General features: G+C 55.7%; 14 protein-coding genes. 5 read left to right on the forward strand and 9 right to left on the reverse strand.

From position 1 onward, the window contains the following. Positions 1-145 precede the first annotated feature (145 nt). From aroA to AFK66_RS12340, 3 genes are all read right to left on the reverse strand, one after another. Positions 146-1432: a 3-phosphoshikimate 1-carboxyvinyltransferase gene (gene aroA, locus AFK66_RS12330; protein WP_023899055.1), complete on the reverse strand. Its 1287-nt coding sequence runs from the start codon at positions 1430-1432 to the stop codon at positions 146-148. Between the two features lie 67 nt (positions 1433-1499). After that, the gene (serC, locus tag AFK66_RS12335; RefSeq protein ID WP_007782516.1) at positions 1500-2585 is read right to left on the reverse strand and encodes a 3-phosphoserine/phosphohydroxythreonine transaminase; all 1086 of its coding nucleotides are present in this window, start codon (positions 2583-2585) and stop codon (positions 1500-1502) included. Between the two features lie 162 nt (positions 2586-2747). Further along, positions 2748-3440 (reverse strand): DUF421 domain-containing protein, encoded by a 693-nt coding sequence (locus AFK66_RS12340; protein ID WP_032968748.1) that lies wholly within the window; start codon positions 3438-3440, stop codon positions 2748-2750. Positions 3441-3581: 141 nt separating this feature from the next. On the opposite strand from AFK66_RS12340, the gene ycaO reads away from it, so the two are divergent. The 4 genes from ycaO (at position 3582) to pflA (ending at position 9876) form a co-directional block, all read left to right on the forward strand. Continuing rightward, positions 3582-5345, forward strand: a complete 1764-nt coding sequence (ycaO, locus tag AFK66_RS12345; protein ID WP_007782512.1) for a 30S ribosomal protein S12 methylthiotransferase accessory factor YcaO — start codon at positions 3582-3584, stop codon at positions 5343-5345. Positions 5346-5748: 403 nt separating this feature from the next. Then, positions 5749-6606 carry a formate transporter FocA gene (focA, locus tag AFK66_RS12350; RefSeq protein ID WP_004387359.1) on the forward strand — a complete coding sequence of 286 codons (858 nt, stop codon included), beginning with the start codon at positions 5749-5751 and terminating at the stop codon, positions 6604-6606. A 51-nt stretch (positions 6607-6657) separates the two neighbouring features. Continuing rightward, complete coding sequence (gene pflB / locus AFK66_RS12355; RefSeq protein WP_007782508.1) at positions 6658-8940, forward strand: formate C-acetyltransferase; 2283 nt, start codon at positions 6658-6660, stop codon at positions 8938-8940. Positions 8941-9135: 195 nt separating this feature from the next. Beyond that, a complete protein-coding gene (gene pflA, locus AFK66_RS12360) occupies positions 9136-9876 on the forward strand; it encodes a pyruvate formate lyase 1-activating protein (RefSeq protein ID WP_007782507.1) in 741 nt (246 codons plus the stop codon). A 33-nt stretch (positions 9877-9909) separates the two neighbouring features. Here the strand turns inward: pflA and AFK66_RS12365 are convergent, their stop codons facing one another. The 6 genes from AFK66_RS12365 to lrp form a co-directional block, all read right to left on the reverse strand. Further along, a complete protein-coding gene (locus tag AFK66_RS12365) occupies positions 9910-11058 on the reverse strand; it encodes an MFS transporter (protein WP_007782504.1) in 1149 nt (382 codons plus the stop codon). A gap of 296 nt (positions 11059-11354) precedes the next feature. Beyond that, positions 11355-12647, reverse strand: a complete 1293-nt coding sequence (gene serS / locus AFK66_RS12370) for a serine--tRNA ligase (protein WP_007782500.1) — start codon at positions 12645-12647, stop codon at positions 11355-11357. A 95-nt stretch (positions 12648-12742) separates the two neighbouring features. Next, the gene (gene rarA, locus AFK66_RS12375) at positions 12743-14086 is read right to left on the reverse strand and encodes a replication-associated recombination protein RarA (RefSeq protein ID WP_023899058.1); all 1344 of its coding nucleotides are present in this window, start codon (positions 14084-14086) and stop codon (positions 12743-12745) included. A 12-nt stretch (positions 14087-14098) separates the two neighbouring features. Next, a complete protein-coding gene (gene lolA / locus AFK66_RS12380) occupies positions 14099-14713 on the reverse strand; it encodes an outer membrane lipoprotein periplasmic chaperone LolA (protein ID WP_004387365.1) in 615 nt (204 codons plus the stop codon). Positions 14714-14902: 189 nt separating this feature from the next. Further along, positions 14903-19060: a DNA translocase FtsK gene (ftsK, locus tag AFK66_RS12385; RefSeq protein WP_038882539.1), complete on the reverse strand. Its 4158-nt coding sequence runs from the start codon at positions 19058-19060 to the stop codon at positions 14903-14905. 119 nt (positions 19061-19179) lie between these two features. Then, entirely contained in the window at positions 19180-19674 is a 495-nt protein-coding gene (lrp, locus tag AFK66_RS12390; RefSeq protein WP_000228469.1) for a leucine-responsive transcriptional regulator Lrp, read from the reverse strand. Between the two features lie 469 nt (positions 19675-20143). Here lrp and trxB point away from each other — a divergent pair, with 469 nt between their 5' ends. Continuing rightward, entirely contained in the window at positions 20144-21112 is a 969-nt protein-coding gene (gene trxB / locus AFK66_RS12395; protein WP_007782488.1) for a thioredoxin-disulfide reductase, read from the forward strand. The last annotated feature ends 107 nt before the right edge of the window (positions 21113-21219 follow it).

Here is a 21219-nt window from a genome sequence, read left to right on the forward strand (position 1 = left end):
GCAACGTGAACGCGGCGCATTATACGCTTCATCACCGCAGACTGTTATCTTTCCGGCAAAATATCGCCGCCATTGTGGCTGAGTGTAGAAGAATTGGGCGCAGATGCCCGGAACGGCGCGTTGCCGATCCGGGTAAGCAGTAAATTCAGGAGGCGTGGCTGATGCGCGCGAGCTGCGTGAAATAGTCCGGGAAGGTTTTCGCGGTGCATTTCGGGTCGAGAATCGTAACTGGCGTATCGGAAAGCGCCACCAGCGAGAAACACATCGCCATGCGGTGATCGTTATACGTACCGATATCCGCAAACTGCAGCTGCGCTGGCGGCGTAACGGTGATGAAGTCATGCCCCTCTTCAACCGTAGCGCCGACTTTGCGCAGCTCGGTAGCCATTGCCGCCAGACGATCGGTTTCTTTCACACGCCAGTTATAGATATTACGAAGCGTGGTGGTGCCTTTGGCAAACAACGCGGTGGTGGCGATGGTCATCGCCGCGTCGGGAATATGGTTCATATCCATGTCGATCGCGTTCAGCTCACCGCGGGTGCAGCTGATGAAATCGTCGCCCCAGGTGATGTGCGCGCCCATTTTTTCCAGCACGTCAGCAAAGCGAATATCGCCTTGTACGCTGTTACGCCCGATACCGGTGACCTTCACAGTGCCGCCTTTAATGGCCGCTGCCGCGAGGAAATATGAGGCAGAAGACGCATCGCCTTCTACCAGGTAATGCCCTGGCGACTGATATTGCTGGCCGCCCTGAATAACAAAACGCTGGTAGTTCTGGTTTTCCACCTCGACCCCAAAGGTTTTCATCAGGTGCAGCGTAATATCAATATAGGGCTTTGACACCAGATCGCCTTTGATATCAATGGCGGTGTTGCCCGGCGCGAGCGGCGCCGCCATTAACAGCGCGGTCAGGAACTGGCTGGAGACGCTGCCATCAACGGTCACGTTGCCACCGGTGAAACCGCCTTTAAGATGCAGCGGCGGATAGTTTTCCTGCTCCAGATACGTAATGTCCGCGCCGCCCTGACGCAGTGCATCCACCAGATGTCCAATCGGGCGCTCTTTCATGCGCGGCTCGCCGGTCAGCACAACGTTATTTGTGCCAAGGCACAGCGCCGCCGTGAGTGGACGCATCGCAGTACCGGCGTTACCTAAAAACAGCTCCAGCTCCACGAGCGTATTAAACGGCCCGCCCTGCCCCTGAATTTCGCAGCGGGTGCGATCGTCAGAAAGCGAATAGTGAACGCCAAGCGCTTTCAGCGCGTTGAGCATATGGCGCACGTCGTCGCTATCTAACAGGTTGGTAAGCGTCGTGGTGCCTTTCGCCAGCGCCGCCAGCAGCAGCGCACGGTTGGAAACGCTCTTGGAGCCCGGAAGGTTAATGGTGCCATCCACGCGCGCGATGGGTTGTAAGGTCAGGGATTCCTGCATGGAAAAAGTCTCGATAAAACAGAATAAAACCCCGCGGCCAGCCGCGGGGCGAAACGTAACGGAAGGATTAGCCGTGGCGGCGTTCGAAATCCACCATAAAGTCGGTCAGGGCTTTTACCCCTTCGAGCGGCATCGCGTTGTAAATAGAGGCGCGCATGCCGCCCACCACGCGGTGGCCTTTCAGCGCATGCAGACCAGCGGCAAAGGACTCTTCAAGGAAGAGTTTGTCCAGGCTGCTGTCGGCGAGCTGGAACGGCACGTTCATGCGTGAACGGTTAGCGGCCGCCACATCGTTGCGGTAGAAATCGCTGTTATCAATCACGCCGTAAAGCAGATCGGCTTTTTGCTGGTTGATCTTATCCATCGCCGCCACGCCGCCGTTGGCTTTGAGCCATTTAAAGACCAGGCCCGCGAGATACCAGGCAAACGTCGGCGGCGTGTTGAACATAGAGTCGTTCTCGCTCAGTACGCTGTAGTCCAGCACCGACGGGCAAGAGACATGCGCCTTACCGAGAAGATCCTCACGCACGATAACCAGCGTCAGGCCCGCCGGGCCGATGTTTTTCTGCGCGCCTGCGTAGATAACGCCGTAACGGCTGACGTCAATCGGGTGAGAAAGAATGGTGGAGGAGAAATCTGCGGTGACGATAGCATCGCCGAAATCAGGCGTATCGTTAATCGCGATGCCGTCAATGGTTTCATTCGGGCAGTAGTGCACGTAAGCGGCATCCGCCGAGAGCTGCCATTCGCTCATCGGCTTAATGGCGCGTTTGCCATCAACCGTGATTTTCGCGTCGATGACGTTCGGCGTCAGGTATTTTTTGGCTTCTTTAACAGCACTTGCCGCCCAGTAGCCACCGTCAACGTAATCTGCGGTGGTTTTGTCGCCCAGCAGATTCAGCGGAAGCGCGGAGAACTGCCCGCGTCCGCCGCCGTGGCAGAATAAAACTTTGTAATTTGAGGGGATTTCCAGCAGATCGCGAAAATCCTGTTCCGCCTGTTCAGCCACCTGAATAAACTCTTTGCTGCGGTGGCTGATTTCCATCACAGAGGTGCCTAACCCCTGCCAGTCACGCAACTCTTCCTGAGCCACTCGTAACACATCCGCCGGCAGCATCGCCGGGCCAGAACTAAAATTGTAGACCTGAGCCATTTCCCCTCACCACGCTAAAAGCAATAAGTTTTTCCTGTGGCTATCGGTTTTATCATTCCGTTGACAGGGCTGCAACGGCTAATCCTGGCACCGGGGGGAATGTGCGCCAAATCACACAACACAATCCGCCAGCGCAGCGCCCGCTGGCGGTGGAATTTGCTGTCAGGTGACGCGGGTCGCGGTGCTTGCCTTCACCCATATATGGTTTTTGCAGCGCGGACAGGACGGTTTGACGCCTGCGTTAAACGTCACCACTTCGCTACACCGGATACAGGCGTAATCACCGGTTTCGGGGATATGTTCAAAACGCTCGCTACAATACTCCGGCAGAATCGACAGCCCCGGGCGCACCAGTTTGTCGGGATAGTAATAGACGCTGATTTGTCCGTTAGCCTCAAGGATGGCGAGTCGCACCTGCCCCAGATGCTCCACGCCTTTGGTTCGCAGCTCCATAAAGAACTCAAATTCCGTCATGTTCTCCCGGTTGAGTTTTTCCCAGGCCAGCTCACCGTCTTCAATAATGATGCGCGGTTTGCCCTCCAGCAGATCCTCAAGCTTTTCGCTACAGGACATCAGCCACATCACCAGGCGGTAGAGCAAACCGAGCGTGACGAAAACTACCAGCACCGGCAGCAGCGGCACGTCGTCGTAAAACGCCACGTCACCCGCCGCTGAGCCGAGCGTCAGGATAATCAGCACCTCAAAGAGCGACATCTGACGCACGCCGCGCCGCCCGGTGATTTTGAGAAACAGAAACACCAGAATAAAGGTGTAAAGACTGCGCAGCGCGACTTCACCCAGAAATTCAAGAGGAAATTTGTCAAGCGCCATCCGTTGCAAATCGAAAGCTTTCATATTTTTCTTACGCCATAACAGGGAGTTATCTTCATTAAGCATAGTCGCAAGATTTATTTTTGCCGCGTCGGGCGGGACGATGGCGCAGAAGGGTTAAAATCCGTATCATTGCGCGCTTTGCGTACGATAAAAGTGGATCCCATGACTCAAACCTTCATCCCCGGCAAAGATGCCGCTCTGGAAGACTCCATCGCTCGCTTCCAGCAGAAACTCACCGATCTGGGCTTTAACATCGAAGAAGCCTCCTGGCTGAACCCGGTGCCGAACGTCTGGTCTGTGCATATTCGCGACAAAGAGTGCGCGCTGTGCTTTACCAACGGTAAAGGTGCCACCAAAAAAGCCGCGCTGGCCTCCGCGCTGGGCGAATACTTTGAGCGTCTGTCCACCAACTATTTCTTCGCCGATTTCTGGCTGGGCGATACGATCGCGAACGGCCCGTTCGTGCACTATCCGAACGAAAAATGGTTCCCGATCCCGCAGAGTGATGAACTGCCAGAAGGCATTCTTGATGCCCGTCTGCGCGCGTTTTACGATCCGGAGAACGAACTGACCGCCAGTATGCTGGTTGACCTGCAATCCGGTAATGAAGAGCGCGGCATCTGCGCCCTGCCGTTTACGCGCCAGTCGGATGAGCAGACCGTCTATATTCCGATGAACATTGTGGGCAACCTGTATGTGTCCAACGGCATGTCTGCTGGTAATACCCGCAACGAAGCCCGCGTTCAGGGGCTGTCTGAAGTCTTTGAGCGCCATATCAAAAATCGCATTATTGCCGAGAGCATCAGCCTGCCGGAAATCCCGCAAGAGGTTCTGGCGCGCTATCCGGGCGTGGTAGAGGCTATCAATACGCTCGAAGCGGAAGGCTTCCCGATTTTCGCTTACGACGGCTCTCTTGGCGGAAAATATCCGGTTATCTGCGTCGTGCTGTTTAATCCGGCCAACGGTACCTGCTTTGCGTCTTTCGGCGCGCATCCTGATTTCGGCGTGGCGCTGGAACGTACCGTCACCGAATTGCTGCAGGGCCGCGGCCTGAAAGATCTCGACGTGTTTACGCCACCGACGTTCGACGATGAAGAAGTGGCCGAGCATGCGAACCTTGAGACGCACTTCATCGACTCCAGCGGTCTTATCTCCTGGGATATGTTTAAGCAGGACGCAGATTACCCGTTTGTAGACTGGAGCTTCGCCGGTACGACAGAAGAAGAATTCGCTACCCTGATGGCGATTTTTAAGGCTGAAGATAAAGAAGTCTACATCGCCGATTACGAGCATCTGGGCGTTTACGCCTGCCGTATCATTGTGCCGGGCATGTCCGATATCTATCCGGCAGAAGATCTGCTTCTCGCCAATAACAACATGGGTAGCCATCTGCGCGAAACGCTGTTGGCGCTGCCGGGCAGCGAGTGGGAAAAAGAAGATTATCTGAATCTGATCGCTCAGCTGGATGAAGAAGGCCATGACGACTTCACCCGCGTGCGCGAGCTGCTGGGCCTGGCAACGGGTAAAGACAACGGCTGGTATACCCTGCGCATCGGCGAGCTGAAAGCGATGCTGGCGCTGGCAGGTGGCGATCTGGATCAGGCGCTGATCTGGACCGAGTGGACCATGGAGTTTAACGCCTCGGTATTCAGCGCCGGGCGCGCCAACTACTATCGTTGCCTGCAGACGCTTCTGCTGCTGGCGCAGGAAGAGGAGCGCGAGCCGCTGCAATACCTGAATGCTTTTGTCCGGATGTATGGCGCAGAGGCGGTGGAAGCGGCCAGCGCGGCCATCAGCGGCGAAGCGCCCTTCTATGGTCTGCAGCCTGTCGATGGCGAGCTTAAAGCCTTCCCGGCGCATCAGTCGCTGCTGGCAGCCTACGAAAAACTTCAGCGCGCTAAAGCGAAGTTTTGGCAAGGAAATTGATATAACTCATATCAATTGACCTGCTTCACACTTATGTTTAGCAAATATGACGGGGCGCGTTTTCGGCCCCGTTTTTATTTGTCTGGTGAAAATTTAATTGTAAATATCGAGTTAATAATTGGTGAATATGAAATATATCCACCAGGCTTGATTGTTACCTTTTTTAGCCAATAATTCATATTGATTAACACTTTGTGGGGAGAGGTAAACCGCTTTTTTTTCAACACTTTTAATAATTTTTAAAATTTATTTTTTACTTTATAATCAAAAAGTTAATCTGAAATTGCGTAAAAACCAAACGCCTTTCAGTCCTGCAAACCTGGCGAGATATGATCCATATCAAATTTTACTCCATCACGCTTTGTTAGTATCAACTCGCCGAATAAATAAAGAGAGAGTTAGTGTGAAAGCTGACAACCCTTTTGACTCATTACTCCCTGCTGCGATGGCGAAAGTCGCTGAAGAAGCGGGCGTTTATAAAGCCACGAAACATCCGTTAAAAACGTTTTATCTGGCAATTACGGCTGGCGTATTCATTTCCATTGCTTTTGTTTTCTATATCACCGCCACCACCGGCGCTGCCGCAATGCCTTTTGGCATTACCAAACTGATTGGCGGTATCTGTTTCTCACTCGGTCTGATTCTTTGCGTCATCTGCGGCGCCGATCTTTTTACCTCAACGGTACTGATTGTGGTCGCGAAAGCCAGCGGCCGTATCACCTGGGGTCAGCTGACGCGCAACTGGGTGAATGTGTATATCGGCAACCTGATTGGCGCTCTGCTCTTTGTTTTACTGATGTGGCTTTCTGGCGAGTATATGACCGCCAATGGCGGTTGGGGGCTTAACGTCCTGCAAACGGCGTCGCATAAAGTTGAACATACGTTTATCGAGGCAGTTTGCCTTGGCATCCTGGCCAACCTGATGGTCTGTCTGGCCGTCTGGATGAGTTACTCAGGACGCAGCCTTATCGATAAGGCCTTTATTATGATTCTGCCGGTCGGCATGTTTGTGGCCAGCGGATTCGAACACAGCATCGCCAACATGTTTATGATCCCGATGGGGATAGTGATTCGTCACTTTGGCAGCCCGGAGTTCTGGAGCGCGATCCACGCTTCGCCAGACCAATTTTCTCATCTGACCGTGATGAATTTCATCGTCGATAACCTGATACCGGTAACGATTGGTAATATTATCGGTGGGGGGTTGCTTGTCGGATTGACGTACTGGGTCATTTACCTGCGTGGCGACGACCATCGCTGATAGTTGTTCCAGGCAGTAAATAAAAAATCCACTTAAGAAGGTAGGTGTTACATGTCCGAGCTTAATGAAAAGTTAGCCACAGCCTGGGAAGGTTTTGCGAAAGGCGACTGGCAGAATGAAGTCAACGTCCGCGACTTTATCCAGAAAAACTACACGCCATACGAGGGTGACGAGTCCTTCCTGGCTGGCGCAACTGAAGCCACCACTACCCTGTGGGACAAAGTTATGGAAGGCGTCAAACTGGAGAACCGCACTCATGCGCCAGTAGACTTCGACACTTCCGTAGCGTCCACCATCACCTCGCATGACGCAGGTTATATCAACAAGTCTCTTGAGAAAATTGTTGGCCTGCAGACTGAAGCTCCGTTGAAACGCGCCATCATCCCGTTTGGCGGCATCAAAATGGTTGAAAACTCCTGCAAAGCGTATAACCGCGAGCTGGATCCGCAACTGAAAAAAATCTTCACCGAATACCGTAAAACCCACAACCAGGGTGTATTCGATGTTTACACCAAAGACATCCTGAACTGCCGTAAATCTGGCGTACTGACCGGTCTGCCGGATGCTTACGGTCGTGGCCGTATCATCGGTGACTACCGTCGCGTTGCCCTGTACGGTATCGACTTCCTGATGAAAGACAAATACGCACAGTTTGTCTCTCTGCAGCAGGATCTGGAAAACGGCGTAAACCTGGAAGCGACTATCCGTCTGCGCGAAGAGATTGCTGAACAGCACCGCGCGCTCGGCCAGATCAAAGAGATGGCAGCGAAATATGGCTGCGATATCTCCGGTCCGGCGACTAACGCTCAGGAAGCTGTACAGTGGACTTACTTCGGCTACCTGGCTGCGGTGAAATCTCAGAACGGTGCCGCGATGTCCTTCGGCCGCGTTTCCACGTTCCTTGACGTGTATATCGAACGCGACCTGAAAGCAGGCAAAATCACCGAGCAGGAAGCCCAGGAACTGATCGACCACCTGGTCATGAAACTGCGTATGGTGCGCTTCCTGCGCACACCGGAATATGATGAGCTGTTCTCCGGCGACCCGATCTGGGCAACCGAATCTGTCGGCGGTATGGGCGTTGACGGCCGTACGCTGGTGACTAAAAACAGCTTCCGCTTCCTGAACACCCTGTACACCATGGGGCCGTCTCCGGAGCCGAACATCACGATTCTGTGGTCCGAAAAACTGCCGCTGAACTTCAAAAAATTCGCGGCGAAAGTCTCCATCGACACTTCTTCTCTGCAGTATGAGAACGATGACCTGATGCGTCCGGACTTCAACAACGACGACTACGCTATCGCGTGCTGCGTAAGCCCGATGGTAGTTGGTAAGCAAATGCAGTTCTTCGGTGCTCGCGCTAACCTCGCGAAAACCATGCTGTACGCTATCAACGGCGGCGTTGATGAAAAACTGAAAATGCAGGTAGGCCCGAAATCTGAACCGATCAAAGGCGATCTGCTGAACTTCGACGAAGTCATGGAACGTATGGATCACTTCATGGACTGGCTGGCGAAACAGTACGTCACCGCCCTGAACATCATCCACTACATGCATGACAAATACAGCTATGAAGCTTCGCTGATGGCGCTGCACGATCGTGACGTTATCCGCACCATGGCGTGTGGTATCGCTGGCCTGTCTGTTGCGGCTGACTCCCTGTCCGCCATCAAATACGCGAAAGTTAAACCGATTCGCGATGAAGATGGTCTGGCTATCGACTTCGAAATCGAAGGCGAATACCCGCAGTTCGGTAACAACGACGCTCGCGTGGATGACCTGGCGGTTGATCTGGTAGAACGTTTCATGAAGAAAATTCAGAAACTGAAAACTTACCGCAACGCTATCCCGACCCAGTCTGTGCTGACCATTACCTCTAACGTGGTTTATGGTAAGAAAACCGGTAACACCCCGGATGGCCGCCGCGCTGGCGCACCGTTCGGCCCGGGTGCTAACCCGATGCACGGTCGTGACCAGAAAGGCGCTGTCGCTTCTCTGACTTCTGTCGCTAAACTGCCGTTCGCCTACGCGAAAGATGGTATCTCCTATACCTTCTCTATCGTGCCGAACGCGCTGGGTAAAGACGACGAAGTGCGTAAAACCAACCTGGCGGGTCTGATGGATGGTTACTTCCATCATGAAGCGTCTATCGAAGGCGGTCAGCACCTGAACGTGAACGTCATGAACCGCGAAATGCTGCTGGATGCGATGGAACATCCTGAGAAATATCCGCAGCTGACCATTCGCGTGTCTGGCTACGCGGTGCGTTTCAACTCGCTGACGAAAGAACAGCAGCAGGACGTCATCACCCGTACTTTCACTCAGACAATGTAATACCCGCTCTGGCTGAAAATGCGTAAAATGAAGGCTCCACGTTTGTGGGGCCTTTCTTATAACCCACCCCGGTATGAGCCTTTTCTGCAAGGCGACTGACTATACTTCAGTTATCTCGCAAAAAAGACTCGACGCGGCACAGACCGCGCTCACCCGGCCCTGTGGTATCGGGCCTGAACTGGAGATAACACCGCAATGTCAGTTACTGGTCGCATTCACTCCTACGAATCCTGTGGCACTGTCGACGGGCCGGGGATCCGCTTTATCACCTTCTTTCAGGGCTGCCTGATGCGCTGCCTCTATTGCCACAACCGCGACACTTGGGACACGCACGGCGGCAAAGAGATAACGGTTGAAGAACTGATGAAAGAGGTGGTGACCTACCGGCATTTCATGAACGCGTCCGGCGGCGGCGTGACGGCGTCTGGCGGCGAGGCGATCCTCCAGGCGGAATTCGTGCGTGACTGGTTCCGCGCCTGTAAGAAAGAAGGTATTCACACCTGCCTCGACACCAACGGTTTTGTGCGTCGCTACGATCCGGTCATTGATGAACTGCTGGAAGTCACCGATCTGGTGATGCTCGATCTCAAGCAGATGAACGATGAAATTCACCAGAATCTGGTCGGCGTCTCTAATCACCGCACGCTGGAGTTCGCCAAATATATTTCAGCCAAAGGCATCAAAACCTGGATCCGCTATGTCGTCGTTCCTGGCTGGTCTGATGATGATGATTCCGCACATCGCCTGGGCGAATTTACCCGCGATATGGGCAACGTCGAGAAAATTGAGCTCCTGCCCTATCATGAGCTGGGTAAACATAAATGGGTGGCGATGGGTGAAGAGTATAAGCTTGACGGCGTGAAACCACCGAAAAAGGAGACGATGGAGCGCGTCAAAGGGATCCTTGAGCAGTATGGCCACAAAGTGATGTACTAAAAACAACGCCCGCATCATGCGGGCGTTTTGTTATCAGGCGTGTGCCACCGGCGTAGGATGATGCCCGGCTTTACGCATCAGCATCATCAGATAGACAAACGATACGCTGGCAATCATCACAAACAGCAGGCTGTCTGAATAGCTCTGCATCAGCATAGCGGTGAAGGTGGGTCCCAGCAGGCTGCCGATGGTATAGCTCAGCAGCAGCGCCTGATTCATCGCCACCAGTTGATGATGCTCGACCTTTTCACAGGCCCAGGCCATTGCCACCGGATAAAGCGTAAAACCGGCGGCGCCGAGGACAAACAGCGCAGGCGCCATCGCAGCCTGTGCCAGCATCGCCATACAACCCACAATCACGACAAACACCTGCACGCGCAGCACCAGCAGACGCCCGAAGCGATCAGCCAGCTTACCGATCGGCCACTGGCCGATAATCCCGGCGCTCACCATTACTGCCATCCAGAAGCCGATCCCGGAGTCGCTCACTCCCTGATGGTTAAAGTATAGCGGCATCAGACCATACAGCGAGCCCAGCACGATACCAGAGATAATGCAACCGTTAACGCCCAGACGCGCCTGACGCAGCTTGAACATTGGCCAGACGTGCGTTTTTTCCTGATGCTCAGTATTGCTGTTCACGATACGGGTAAAGAGCAGCGGCAGAATGGCTGCCATCACCATGCCTGTTACCCACGGCAAAACGCTCATCAGATCAGTCGGCAGCTTGCTAACCATCAGTTGCCCGGCGACCGTGCCCAGATAATAAACCATCATATACGCCGCCAGCAGACGCCCGCGGTTACGTGCCGTGCCGCTGCACATCAACGCGCTTTCCACGACCACCCAAATCATGGCGCAACCGACACCGGCGATAAAACGCCACGCCAGCCAGCTCCAGAAACCGAGCGTCACGCCAAGCCCGGCACAGCCGGCGGCGAAAATCAGCGAGGCGAGATAGTAGCTGCGGTTAAATCCATAGCGCTTGATAAGCGCGCCGGTAATCAGCGTACCCAGCAGATTGCCGGTGAAATAAGATGAGCTAACCATACCGACCTGCCAGGTCGGCAAATTGTCATGGGCAAGCCACAGCGGTACCAGCGTATTTAACACCGCTATCGCCAGGGTCAACAGAAGCAGGCCACAGAGCAAAAGCAGCACTGGCCGGGTATAGATAGACATGGATAAAACCGTGAGGAAGGTAAGAATTCGTGCGCATCATGCCACCAGCAACGCCAAAGTCAATCTGCCAGAAATCGCCTTTTATAGCTGAAACAGCCTGTCGATGAATAGCCTTCATTTATCCGCTACGGCACTGACGTTTTACATCTGGCTTTATCTATTAAAAATAATAATTTAGCTGAATAATACTGCGCGGATATCGATGAAAAAATTTATCAATAATTCTGATAAAAAAGAGACGGAGTAAAAACGAAAAAAGCGCCCGCAGGCGCTTTTAAAAGAGGGGGCAATTCACCTTAGCCGATGAACTCAAGACCTTTCATATACGGACGCAGCACGTCAGGAATTTCAATACGGCCATCCGCCTGCTGATAGTTCTCCAGCACCGCGACCAGCGTACGTCCTACCGCCAGACCAGAGCCATTCAGCGTGTGCACCAGACGGGTCTTTTTATCAGACTTGCTTCGGCAGCGTGCCTGCATACGACGAGCCTGAAAATCCCACATGTTGGAGCAGGAAGAGATTTCGCGGTACGTATCCTGCGCCGGAAGCCAGACTTCCAGGTCATAGGTTTTACGCGCGCCGAAGCCCATATCGCCAGAGCACAGCAGCACTTTACGGTACGGAAGACCGAGCAATTGCAGCACTTTCTCCGCGTGGCCGGTCATTTCTTCCAGCGCCTGCATGGAATCTTCCGGGCGCACGACCTGCACCATTTCTACTTTATCGAACTGGTGCATACGAATAAGACCACGGGTGTCGCGGCCGTAAGAACCTGCTTCAGAACGGAAGCACGGCGTATGCGCGGTCATTTTGATCGGCAGCGACTCTTCGTCGATGATCTCATCGCGCACGAGGTTCGTCAGCGGCACTTCCGCAGTCGGGATCAGCGCATAATTGCTGCTGTCGGCTTCTTCTTCCAGCGGACGCGTGTGGAACAGATCGCCTGCGAATTTCGGCAGCTGACCCGTACCGTAGAGCGTGTCGTGGTTCACCAGATACGGCACATAGTTTTCGCTATAGCCATGCTCTTCGGTATGCAGATCCAGCATAAACTGGGCCAGCGCGCGGTGCAGGCGGGCAATCTGCCCTTTCATAACCACAAAACGCGAGCCGGTCAGCTTCACGGCGCTCGCAAAATCCAGCCCGCCCAGCGTTTCACCCAGCGTCACGTGGTCGCGGATTTCGAAATCGAATTTACGCGGCGTACCCCAACGGCTGACTTCCACGTTCTCGCTGTCATCTTTACCCAGCGGCACTTCATCATCCGGCAGGTTAGGCAGGGCCAGCGCGATATCACGGATTTCAGCGAGCAGCGCATCCAGCTCATTTTTCGCCGCATCAAGCTCTTCGCCGAGTTTATTCACTTCCAGACGAAGCGGCTCAATATCCTCCCCACGCGCTTTCGCCTGGCCGATGGATTTCGATCGCGAGTTACGTTCAGCCTGCAGATTTTCAGTTTTTACCTGCAGAACTTTACGACGCTCTTCAAGAGCGACCAGCTTATCTACATCCAGCTTAAAGCCCCGGCGTGCCAGTTTTTCTGCGACTGCGTCTGGCTCGGTACGCAGCAGATTGGGATCGAGCATGCTTATCCTGTGCTTATCGAAAAAGAAAAGGGAAAGGCGACCGCAGCCTGCGGACGCACTGATATTCAAAGATTAACCTTACCGCAACGATCGCGTTAGCGGTAGCGTTTTGTGGGGCTTTTCTGATCCTGCTCAGCAAGCCAGGCTAGCTTTTCGCCAATCTTGCCTTCAAGACCTCTGTTGGTGGGGTGATAGTAGCGCGTTTGTGCCATTTCCGCGGGGAAATAGTCTTCGCCAGCTGCGTAGGCGTTAGGTTCGTCATGCGCGTAGCGGTACTCCTGTCCGTAGCCCATTTCCTTCATGAGCTTCGTCGGGGCATTGCGCAGATGTTCCGGTACGTCGTAATCCGGGCGTTCACGGGCGTCTTTCATCGCCGCCTTGAAAGCGGTATAGACCGCGTTGCTCTTCGGCGCGCAAGCGAGATAGACAATCGCCTGCGCAATCGCCCTTTCGCCTTCCGCCGGGCCGACGCGCGTAAAGCAGTCCCACGCGGAAATGGCCACCTGCATAGCGCGCGGATCGGCGTTGCCGATATCTTCAGAGGCAATGGCCAGACAGCGCCGCGCAACATACAGCGGATCGCCGCCTGCGCTGATAATACGCGCATACCAGTAAAGCGCCGCATCCGGCGCTGAACCACGCACCGACTTATGCAGCGCAGAGATCAAATCGTAAAAACGGTCGCCTTTATTATCGAAGCGGGCGCTGCGCTCACCGGCGATTTCCGTCAGCAGTTCGGGTTTCAGTACTCGCTTACCGCTGTCGTCGGCTGGGGCCATATCGGCCATCATTTCCAGCGTATTGAGCGCGCGGCGCGCATCGCCATTGACCAACTGCGCAATGGCGAGCCGGGTTTCATCCGGTAAGACGATATCCTGGCCGCCGTAGCCGCGCTCACGGTCAGTCATCGCCTGCGTCAGCACCTGTTCGATATCTTCCACCGTCAGGGATTTCAGCAGGTAGACGCGCGCGCGTGAAAGCAGCGCCGAGTTCAGCTCAAACGACGGGTTTTCCGTTGTCGCGCCAATAAACGTAATGGTGCCGTCTTCGATATGCGGCAGGAAGGCGTCCTGCTGGCTTTTGTTAAAGCGATGCACTTCGTCGACGAATAAAATCGTGCGGCGGCCCGCGTTGCGGTTCTGGCGGGCGCGCTCGATGGCTTCACGAATCTCTTTCACGCCGGATGTTACTGCCGAAATGCGCTCCACATCAGCGTTCGCGTAGCGGCCAATCACTTCCGCGAGCGTGGTTTTCCCGGTGCCAGGCGGCCCCCAGAGGATCATGGAGTGAAGATGTCCGGCCTCAATGGCGCGGGGCAGCGGCTTACCAGGCGCCAGCAGATGCTGCTGCCCGATATACTGCGCCAGATTTTCTGGCCGCATACGCGCGGCCAGTGGCTGAAAGGTGTTATCGGAAAAATCGAGCGAAAGATTGCCCACCCGTACCTCTGCTTACTTATTACGCTGGTCGTCCACCGTTACGCCCTGCGGCGGCGTAAAGGTAAATTTGCTCATATCTACAGCGCCATTCTGCTGGGATTTCAGCTGATAGCTGCTGCGCTGGTCGTCCTGCTCGACGGCGCTGAACTGATTAATGGTGCCGTCGCGGCTTACATTAATGGTGAACTGCTTCAGGTTGCCGCTTGCTGATTTTGGCGTCAACACAAAATCGTCGCCGTTCTGTTTAATGTTGTACTGCTGCCAGTCACTGCTCTGGTTACGCGCAATCAGCATAAACGGCGTATTGCTGGTAGCGTCTTTCAGCCAGGTCGCGCTCGCCTGTTCAACAAACGGGTTATAGAACCACAGCGTTTTGCCATCGGAGATCAGCACGCTTTCATCCGGCTGCGTCATATGCCAGTTGAAAAGATTCGGACGTTTGACCCACAGATCGCCCTGGCCTTCCTGAACGGCGGCACCGCTGCCATCGGTCACTTTCTGGGTAAAGCTGGCGTGGAAGCTGCTGACTTTATCAAGGCGGCTCTTCAAATCGCCTGCGGCATCCGCCCAGACGGACGATACGGCAAACGCGGAAAGCAAAGCACAGGTAACGGCGATTTTTTTCATTGTTATCCCTCAGAATACGACCGACCCCGGTACGGGATCGCTTACTGTCCCTAACTGTAGCCATAAGGCTGACATTTTCGACAGAAGAAAAACCTGATTTTTTGGTAATTTACCCATCTTTTCAGAATCATGATGAGCGTGACGCCCTGCGCACGCTGCCAGATGACGCGCGCGCAGGGAAAAGAACGGTTACTCAAACGGTGGCGGCGCCAGCACTTCGCGGTTGCCGTTATGGCCCTGCTCACTGACGATACCCTGCATTTCCATCTGTTCGATAATGCGTGCCGCGCGGTTGTAGCCGATGCGGAACTGACGCTGTACGCCGGAAATCGACGCCTTACGTTTTTCCACCACGAACGAAACGGCCTGATCGAACAGCGGATCCAGCTCCTCACCACCGTCGAAGCCACCGCCGCCGCCCTCGCTTTCGCTGTCGGAAGTGATGCCGTCGACATACTGCGGACGACCGCGCGCTTTCCAGTCCTGCACGACGGCATGAACTTCTTCATCACGCACGAAGGCACCGTGAACGCGAACCGGCATGGAGGAGTTCGGGCCGGAGTAGAGCATATCCCCCATCCCCAGCAGCGATTCCGCGCCGCCCTGATCGAGAATGGTGCGGGAGTCGATTTTGCTGGACACGGTAAATGCGATACGCGTCGGAATGTTGGCTTTAATCAGACCGGTGATGACATCCACAGAAGGACGCTGCGTCGCCAGTACCAGGTGAATACCCGCCGCACGCGCCTTCTGCGCGAGACGCGCGATCAGCTCTTCGACTTTTTTACCGACCGTCATCATCAGATCGGCAAACTCATCGACCAGTACCACGATATACGGCAGTTTTTCCAGCAACGGATGGGTGGCGTCCATACTGTCGCCCGGTTTCCAGTACGGATCCGGGATCGGGCGGCCCATGCGCATCGCTTCGGCAATCTTCTCGTTGTAACCCGCAAGGTTACGCACGCCGAGCGCCGACATCAGCTTATAGCGACGCTCCATCTCATTCACGCTCCAGCGCAGCGCGTTAGCGGCGTCTTTCATGTCGGTAACCACTTCGGTCAGAAGATGCGGAATGCCTTCATACACCGACAGTTCCAGCATTTTCGGGTCGATCATGATAAAGCGTACATCTTCCGGCGTCGCTTTGTAGAGCATGCTCAGGATCATGGCGTTCACGCCCACCGATTTACCGGAACCGGTGGTACCGGCTACCAGCAGGTGCGGCATTTTCGCCAGATCCGCCACGACCGGATCGCCGGCGATATCTTTACCCAGCACCACGCTAAGCGGCGACGGGTTCTCACGGAATTTCGCGCAGTCGAGGACTTCACGCAGGTAGACGGTCTGGCGTTTTTTGTTCGGCAGCTCAAGGCCGACATACGGCTTGCCGGGGATGACTTCCACGACGCGCACCGCGACGGTCGAGAGCGAACGCGCCAGGTCCCGCGACAGGTTAGAGATACGCGCAGCCTTAACGCCCGGTGCCAGGTTCAGCTCGAAGCGGGTGATAACCGGGCCTGGCGAGTAGTTCACCACGTCGGCTTTAATACGGAAATCCGCGAGACGCGCTTCCACCAGACGCGCCATCTGCTCCAGGGCGAAGGTATCTACCGGCTCCACTTCCGCGGGCGGCGACGTAAGGAGATCCAGCGACGGCAACGGCGTGGACGGCTTATGCTTCGGCAACTCTTCACCGTTACGCATCAGCAGAGGATGGATCAGGCTGTCACGCGGCGGCGTTATCGGTGCCGCAGGCTGATGAGGCTGTCCATGCGCGGCGGAAGGCTCCGCCTGGTGCTGAACGGGTGCTGCAGGCGGCTGGTAGGCCGCCTCTGGCGCAGCGTACTGCGGCGGCTGCACCTGAGGCTGATGCGTGGCAGCAGGTTGTGCATAACCCTGCGGTGCATGCGGCTGCGGCGCATAGCCTTGCGGTTGCACATAGCTTTGCGCAGGCGCGGCGGGCTGCGGGGCAACAGGCGTATGCGGCTGTTGCGGCTGCTGATAGTGATTCTGCGGCGGTTGTGCCGCGCGATACGGCTCAGGCTCGACAGGCTCTGGCATAAACAGCGGCTCGCTCGGGCCGTCATTGACCAGCGCTTTCATCGGCGAAAGCGCAATATCATCCGGCATAAACGGTGTAGCACCAGACGGTTGCGACGCGGAGTAGCGCTGCTGCTGAGATGCGGCAAACTGACGCGCCAGCTCTGCCTGTTCAGCCGCCTCTTCCTCTTCCTGACTCATCTCAGTCTGATACGTCTCACCGTAACGCTGCTGTTGAGACGCGGCAAACTGGCGCGCCAGCTCGTCCTGATACATCGCATCCGCTTCTTCGTCAGAAACGCCCTGCTGCTGTTGCGACATACGACGCTCCGCTTCCTCACGGGCGCGCTCTTCCGCCATTCGCTGAGAAGGCAGCTTGATGCCATAGGAAGCAAGCTCACGACGCGTCGGCACGCGGACGCGGTTCGGGCGCGGCAGTTGCGGGCCAATGCCCTCTTTCACCTGCGGGCGCGGTGCTTCGCTTGCCGCTGGCGTAAAGGCGAGGCCCGCGGTTTGCGCCGCCGCAGATGACGCCTGCGATACAGCCTGAGCAGAAGCCGCCGCGGCGGTTGCCTGCGCGGCTACGTTCAGGCCTGCGGCCGCTGCGCCTGCAATACCGGAAGCCGAAGCAGCAGGCGCGGCAGGCGCAGGCTCTGGCGCCCGGACTGGCTCAGGCTTACGGGTAAGCTCTTCCGGCTCAGGAATCGGCTGATACCAGGCGGCCAGCTGTTCGCGCTCGCGGGCGCGCTGGGCTTCCACTTCTTCAAAATGATACAGCGGCGGACGCGCGGGTTTGACCTCTTCCGGCGGTACAACGGGTTCCGGCTCGTGCACCGGAGCTGCTTCCTGTGCCGGGACATACGGCTCTGGCGCAGCGTAAGGCGTCTGCGGTGCAGGATTATAAGGTTCAGAGACCGGCGCATAAGGTTCTGGCGCAGATGCATGCGGCTCGGGCGCATACTGTGCAGCGTGCGGCTGCGCATACGGATCGTGCGGTGGTTGCTGATACGCCCCGGGGTGCGGTTGCTGCGGCTGATGAGACTGTTGCGCAGGCTGATGATAAGCGGGCTCTACCGGCGCGCTGCGCTGCGCGGGCTGCCAGTACTCTTCTTCCTGCAGCGGCGCTTGCGCGACAGGCGGCTGCGCGTAGTAGTCCGGCTCCGGCGCGATACCCGGGTGCGACTGCGGGGCGGAAGGCGCGGAATGCCATTCTATTTCAGGCGCGACGTCCGGTGCCTGAACGCTTACCGCTTCAGACGGCATTGCCGTTTGCGCAGAGGCCCAGACCGGCGCAACCGGTGTAGCAGCCGCGGCAACGGCGGCCGGGTCGGCAATAGAATGGCCGTTCAGCAGCGGATCGTTCTCATCATAAAACGCATCCGGCTCAGTGACTTTATGGCCGGAGAACAGTACGTCATCGGCATCGGCCGGCGTGCCGCGCACGCTATATTGCACCTCGTCAGCGTCATCCATACGCTTGCCCGAAAAAAGCGCGGCGTCGGTTTTACGGGCAACGGGGTTGCTGAATTTGTCCGCCAGCCGCTGGCGACGGGCTAAAGCACCGCGAAGAATACGCGCACGACGGGATTCCCCTTTGGCCTTCTGCGGTTCCCGTTCATCTTCTTCATCATCGTCGTGCTCTTCATCGTCCTCGTAGTCGTCTTCATCCTGCCAGGTGTCGTCACGACGAGTCCGGTTGCTGGCAAACGTCAGAACGGTAAGCACGACGCTGCCGATTTTCTCTGCAATGCTGACCCACGACCAGCCGGTAAAGAGCGTCAGCCCTGCCGCCCAGACGCAGAGCAGCGCGATGGTACCGCCGCTGCTGTTAAGCATCGGCTGGAGCGCGGTGCTAAGCAAGCTGCCAATCACACCGCCGGACGCGAAATACCAGATATCGTCGGCGTTGATCGCCGCCAGCCCGCAGGAAGTCAGAATAAGCGCCAGCACGCCGATTAAGCGCAGTGCCACCGCGAAGTAGTCGATGTAGTCGTCGTTGCCGCGCTGACGCCAGGCAAACCAGCAGCCGCCCACCATAATCACGGGAATGGTGTAGGCCATCACGCCGAAAATAAAGAACAGCGTGTCCGCAAGCCAGGCCCCCGGCGCGCCGCCCAGATTATGGATAGGCTCATGCCAGGCCGTTTGCGACCAGCTCGGATCGGAAGGATTAAAGCTTAACAGGGCGGCCATCAGCCAGACGGCAAACAGCACCACGAGGATCAGCAGCGCTTCGAGCAGTCGTCGCCCGCTGCTTAATTTAGTGAGTGTGACTTCTTTGTCTTCGGTGTATTCCTGGCTCAAGACAGGCTCTCCAGGTCCATGAGGTAAAACGGACAGCAGTGGCGAGAAACCCCGCCACTGCTGCTGTATGGATTAACAGGAGTGTAATCAAACTACGCCCGGTTTGCACCTGTTCTGTGTTAGCGGGTTTTAATGACCAGACGATTACTCTGCTTCACTTCTTCCATGACGACGTAAGTACGGGTGTCATTCACGCCCGGCAGACGCAGCAGGGTTTCGCCCAACAGCTTACGGTACGCGGACATATCCGGTACGCGGGTTTTCAACAGGTAGTCGAAATCGCCCGAAACCAGATGACACTCCTGAATTTCTTCCAGTTTTTGTACTGCCGCGTTGAACTGCTCAAACACATCCGGCGCGCCACGATTCAGAGTAATCTCAACAAATACCAGAAGTGAGGCATCCAGATAGTGCGGGTTCAGCAGAGCCGTGTAGCCCTGAATGAAACCCTGTCGTTCCAGGCGACGAACGCGCTCAAGGCACGGCGTCGGTGAAAGACCCACTCGTTTTGAAAGCTCGACGTTAGAAATGCGCCCATCCTTTTGCAGCTCATTAAGAATGTTACGATCGATACGGTCGAGATCTTTGCCAGGGCGCTTTTTGCTATCTACCATTATTATTGTCTCTCTGTATTCCTTCCCTACACCTGCCATTACCCGTTGCACTTCACTGTTCAGGGCGTCAGTTAGAAGACCGTTGCCCGCTGGCAGCTATCGACATTACGTATGGCGTCTGTCCACGCCATGCGTGAATTTCAATAGCCCGGAAATTGGCACAAGCTTGCGCCAGAATGCGCGGCAACCAAAGCCAACCCTTTTTTCTTCCTCGAATGTTTTCGCAAAAGCGCAGGGGATTGTCAAAGTAAAACATCGATTTTTAGTAGAACGTGCCAGAGAGTGGTTGCGAGCGGCGATTATTCCTCATTTTACTGCCTTATATGCCGCGCTTTTTAATCAGTAAAAATAATGACGCTATCGGCCGCAGCTATTGCATGAATCGTTAACAAAATTGCCACACTCTTTTTTTAGCCCCGTAAATTCCCTACAATCCAGCCCATTGTCTGCCAACAACAATGAGGATCTCATGGGCACGGCTAAACACAGTAAGCTGTTAATTCTTGGCTCCGGCCCGGCGGGATACACCGCTGCGGTCTATGCCGCGCGCGCCAACCTGAAGCCGGTTCTGATTACCGGAATGGAAAAAGGCGGTCAGTTGACCACCACGACTGAAGTGGAAAACTGGCCGGGCGACCCGCACGATCTGACCGGTCCGCTGTTGATGGAACGCATGCACGAGCATGCCGCGAAGTTTGAAACAGAAATCCTGTTCGACCATATCAACAAGGTCGATCTGCAAAACCGTCCGTTCCGTCTTATCGGCGACAGCGGCGAATACACCTGCGATGCGCTGATCATCGCCACCGGCGCCTCCGCGCGTTATCTGGGTCTGCCGTCTGAAGAAGCCTATAAAGGCCGCGGCGTCTCCGCCTGCGCCACCTGTGACGGGTTCTTCTACCGTAACCAGAAAGTCGCGGTCATCGGCGGCGGTAACACGGCCGTCGAAGAAGCGCTGTATCTGGCGAATATCGCCTCTGAAGTGCACCTGATCCACCGCCGCGACACCTTCCGCGCCGAGAAGATCCTGGTGAAACGCCTGATGGATAAAGTGGAAAGCGGCAACATCGTGCTGCACACCCACCGCACGCTGGAAGAAGTGACCGGCGACCAGATGGGTGTGAGCGGCCTGCGTCTGCGCGACACCGTGAACCCGGAAAACGTCGAGACGCTGGACGTTGCAGGCCTGTTCGTCGCGATTGGCCACAGCCCGAACACCGCGATTTTTGACGGTCAGCTGGAGCTTGAGAACGGCTACATCAAAGTGCAGTCCGGTATTCATGGCAACGCGACCCAGACCAGCATTCCGGGCGTGTTCGCTGCGGGCGACGTCATGGACCACATCTACCGTCAGGCTATTACTTCTGCCGGTACCGGCTGTATGGCCGCGCTGGATGCTGAACGCTATCTTGACGGTCTTGCTGAAAAGCAGAGCTAATTCCGCACGTTAAACAAGGCGACGAATCAGTCGCCTTTCTTTTATCCCCGTTGTAACATTGCCTGCTCTCTCGCCTTGCGGCGAGCACTCTGGATTTTACTGCTCAG

It is taken from the genome of Cronobacter malonaticus LMG 23826 (assembly GCF_001277215.2).
Taxonomy (GTDB): domain Bacteria; phylum Pseudomonadota; class Gammaproteobacteria; order Enterobacterales; family Enterobacteriaceae; genus Cronobacter; species Cronobacter malonaticus.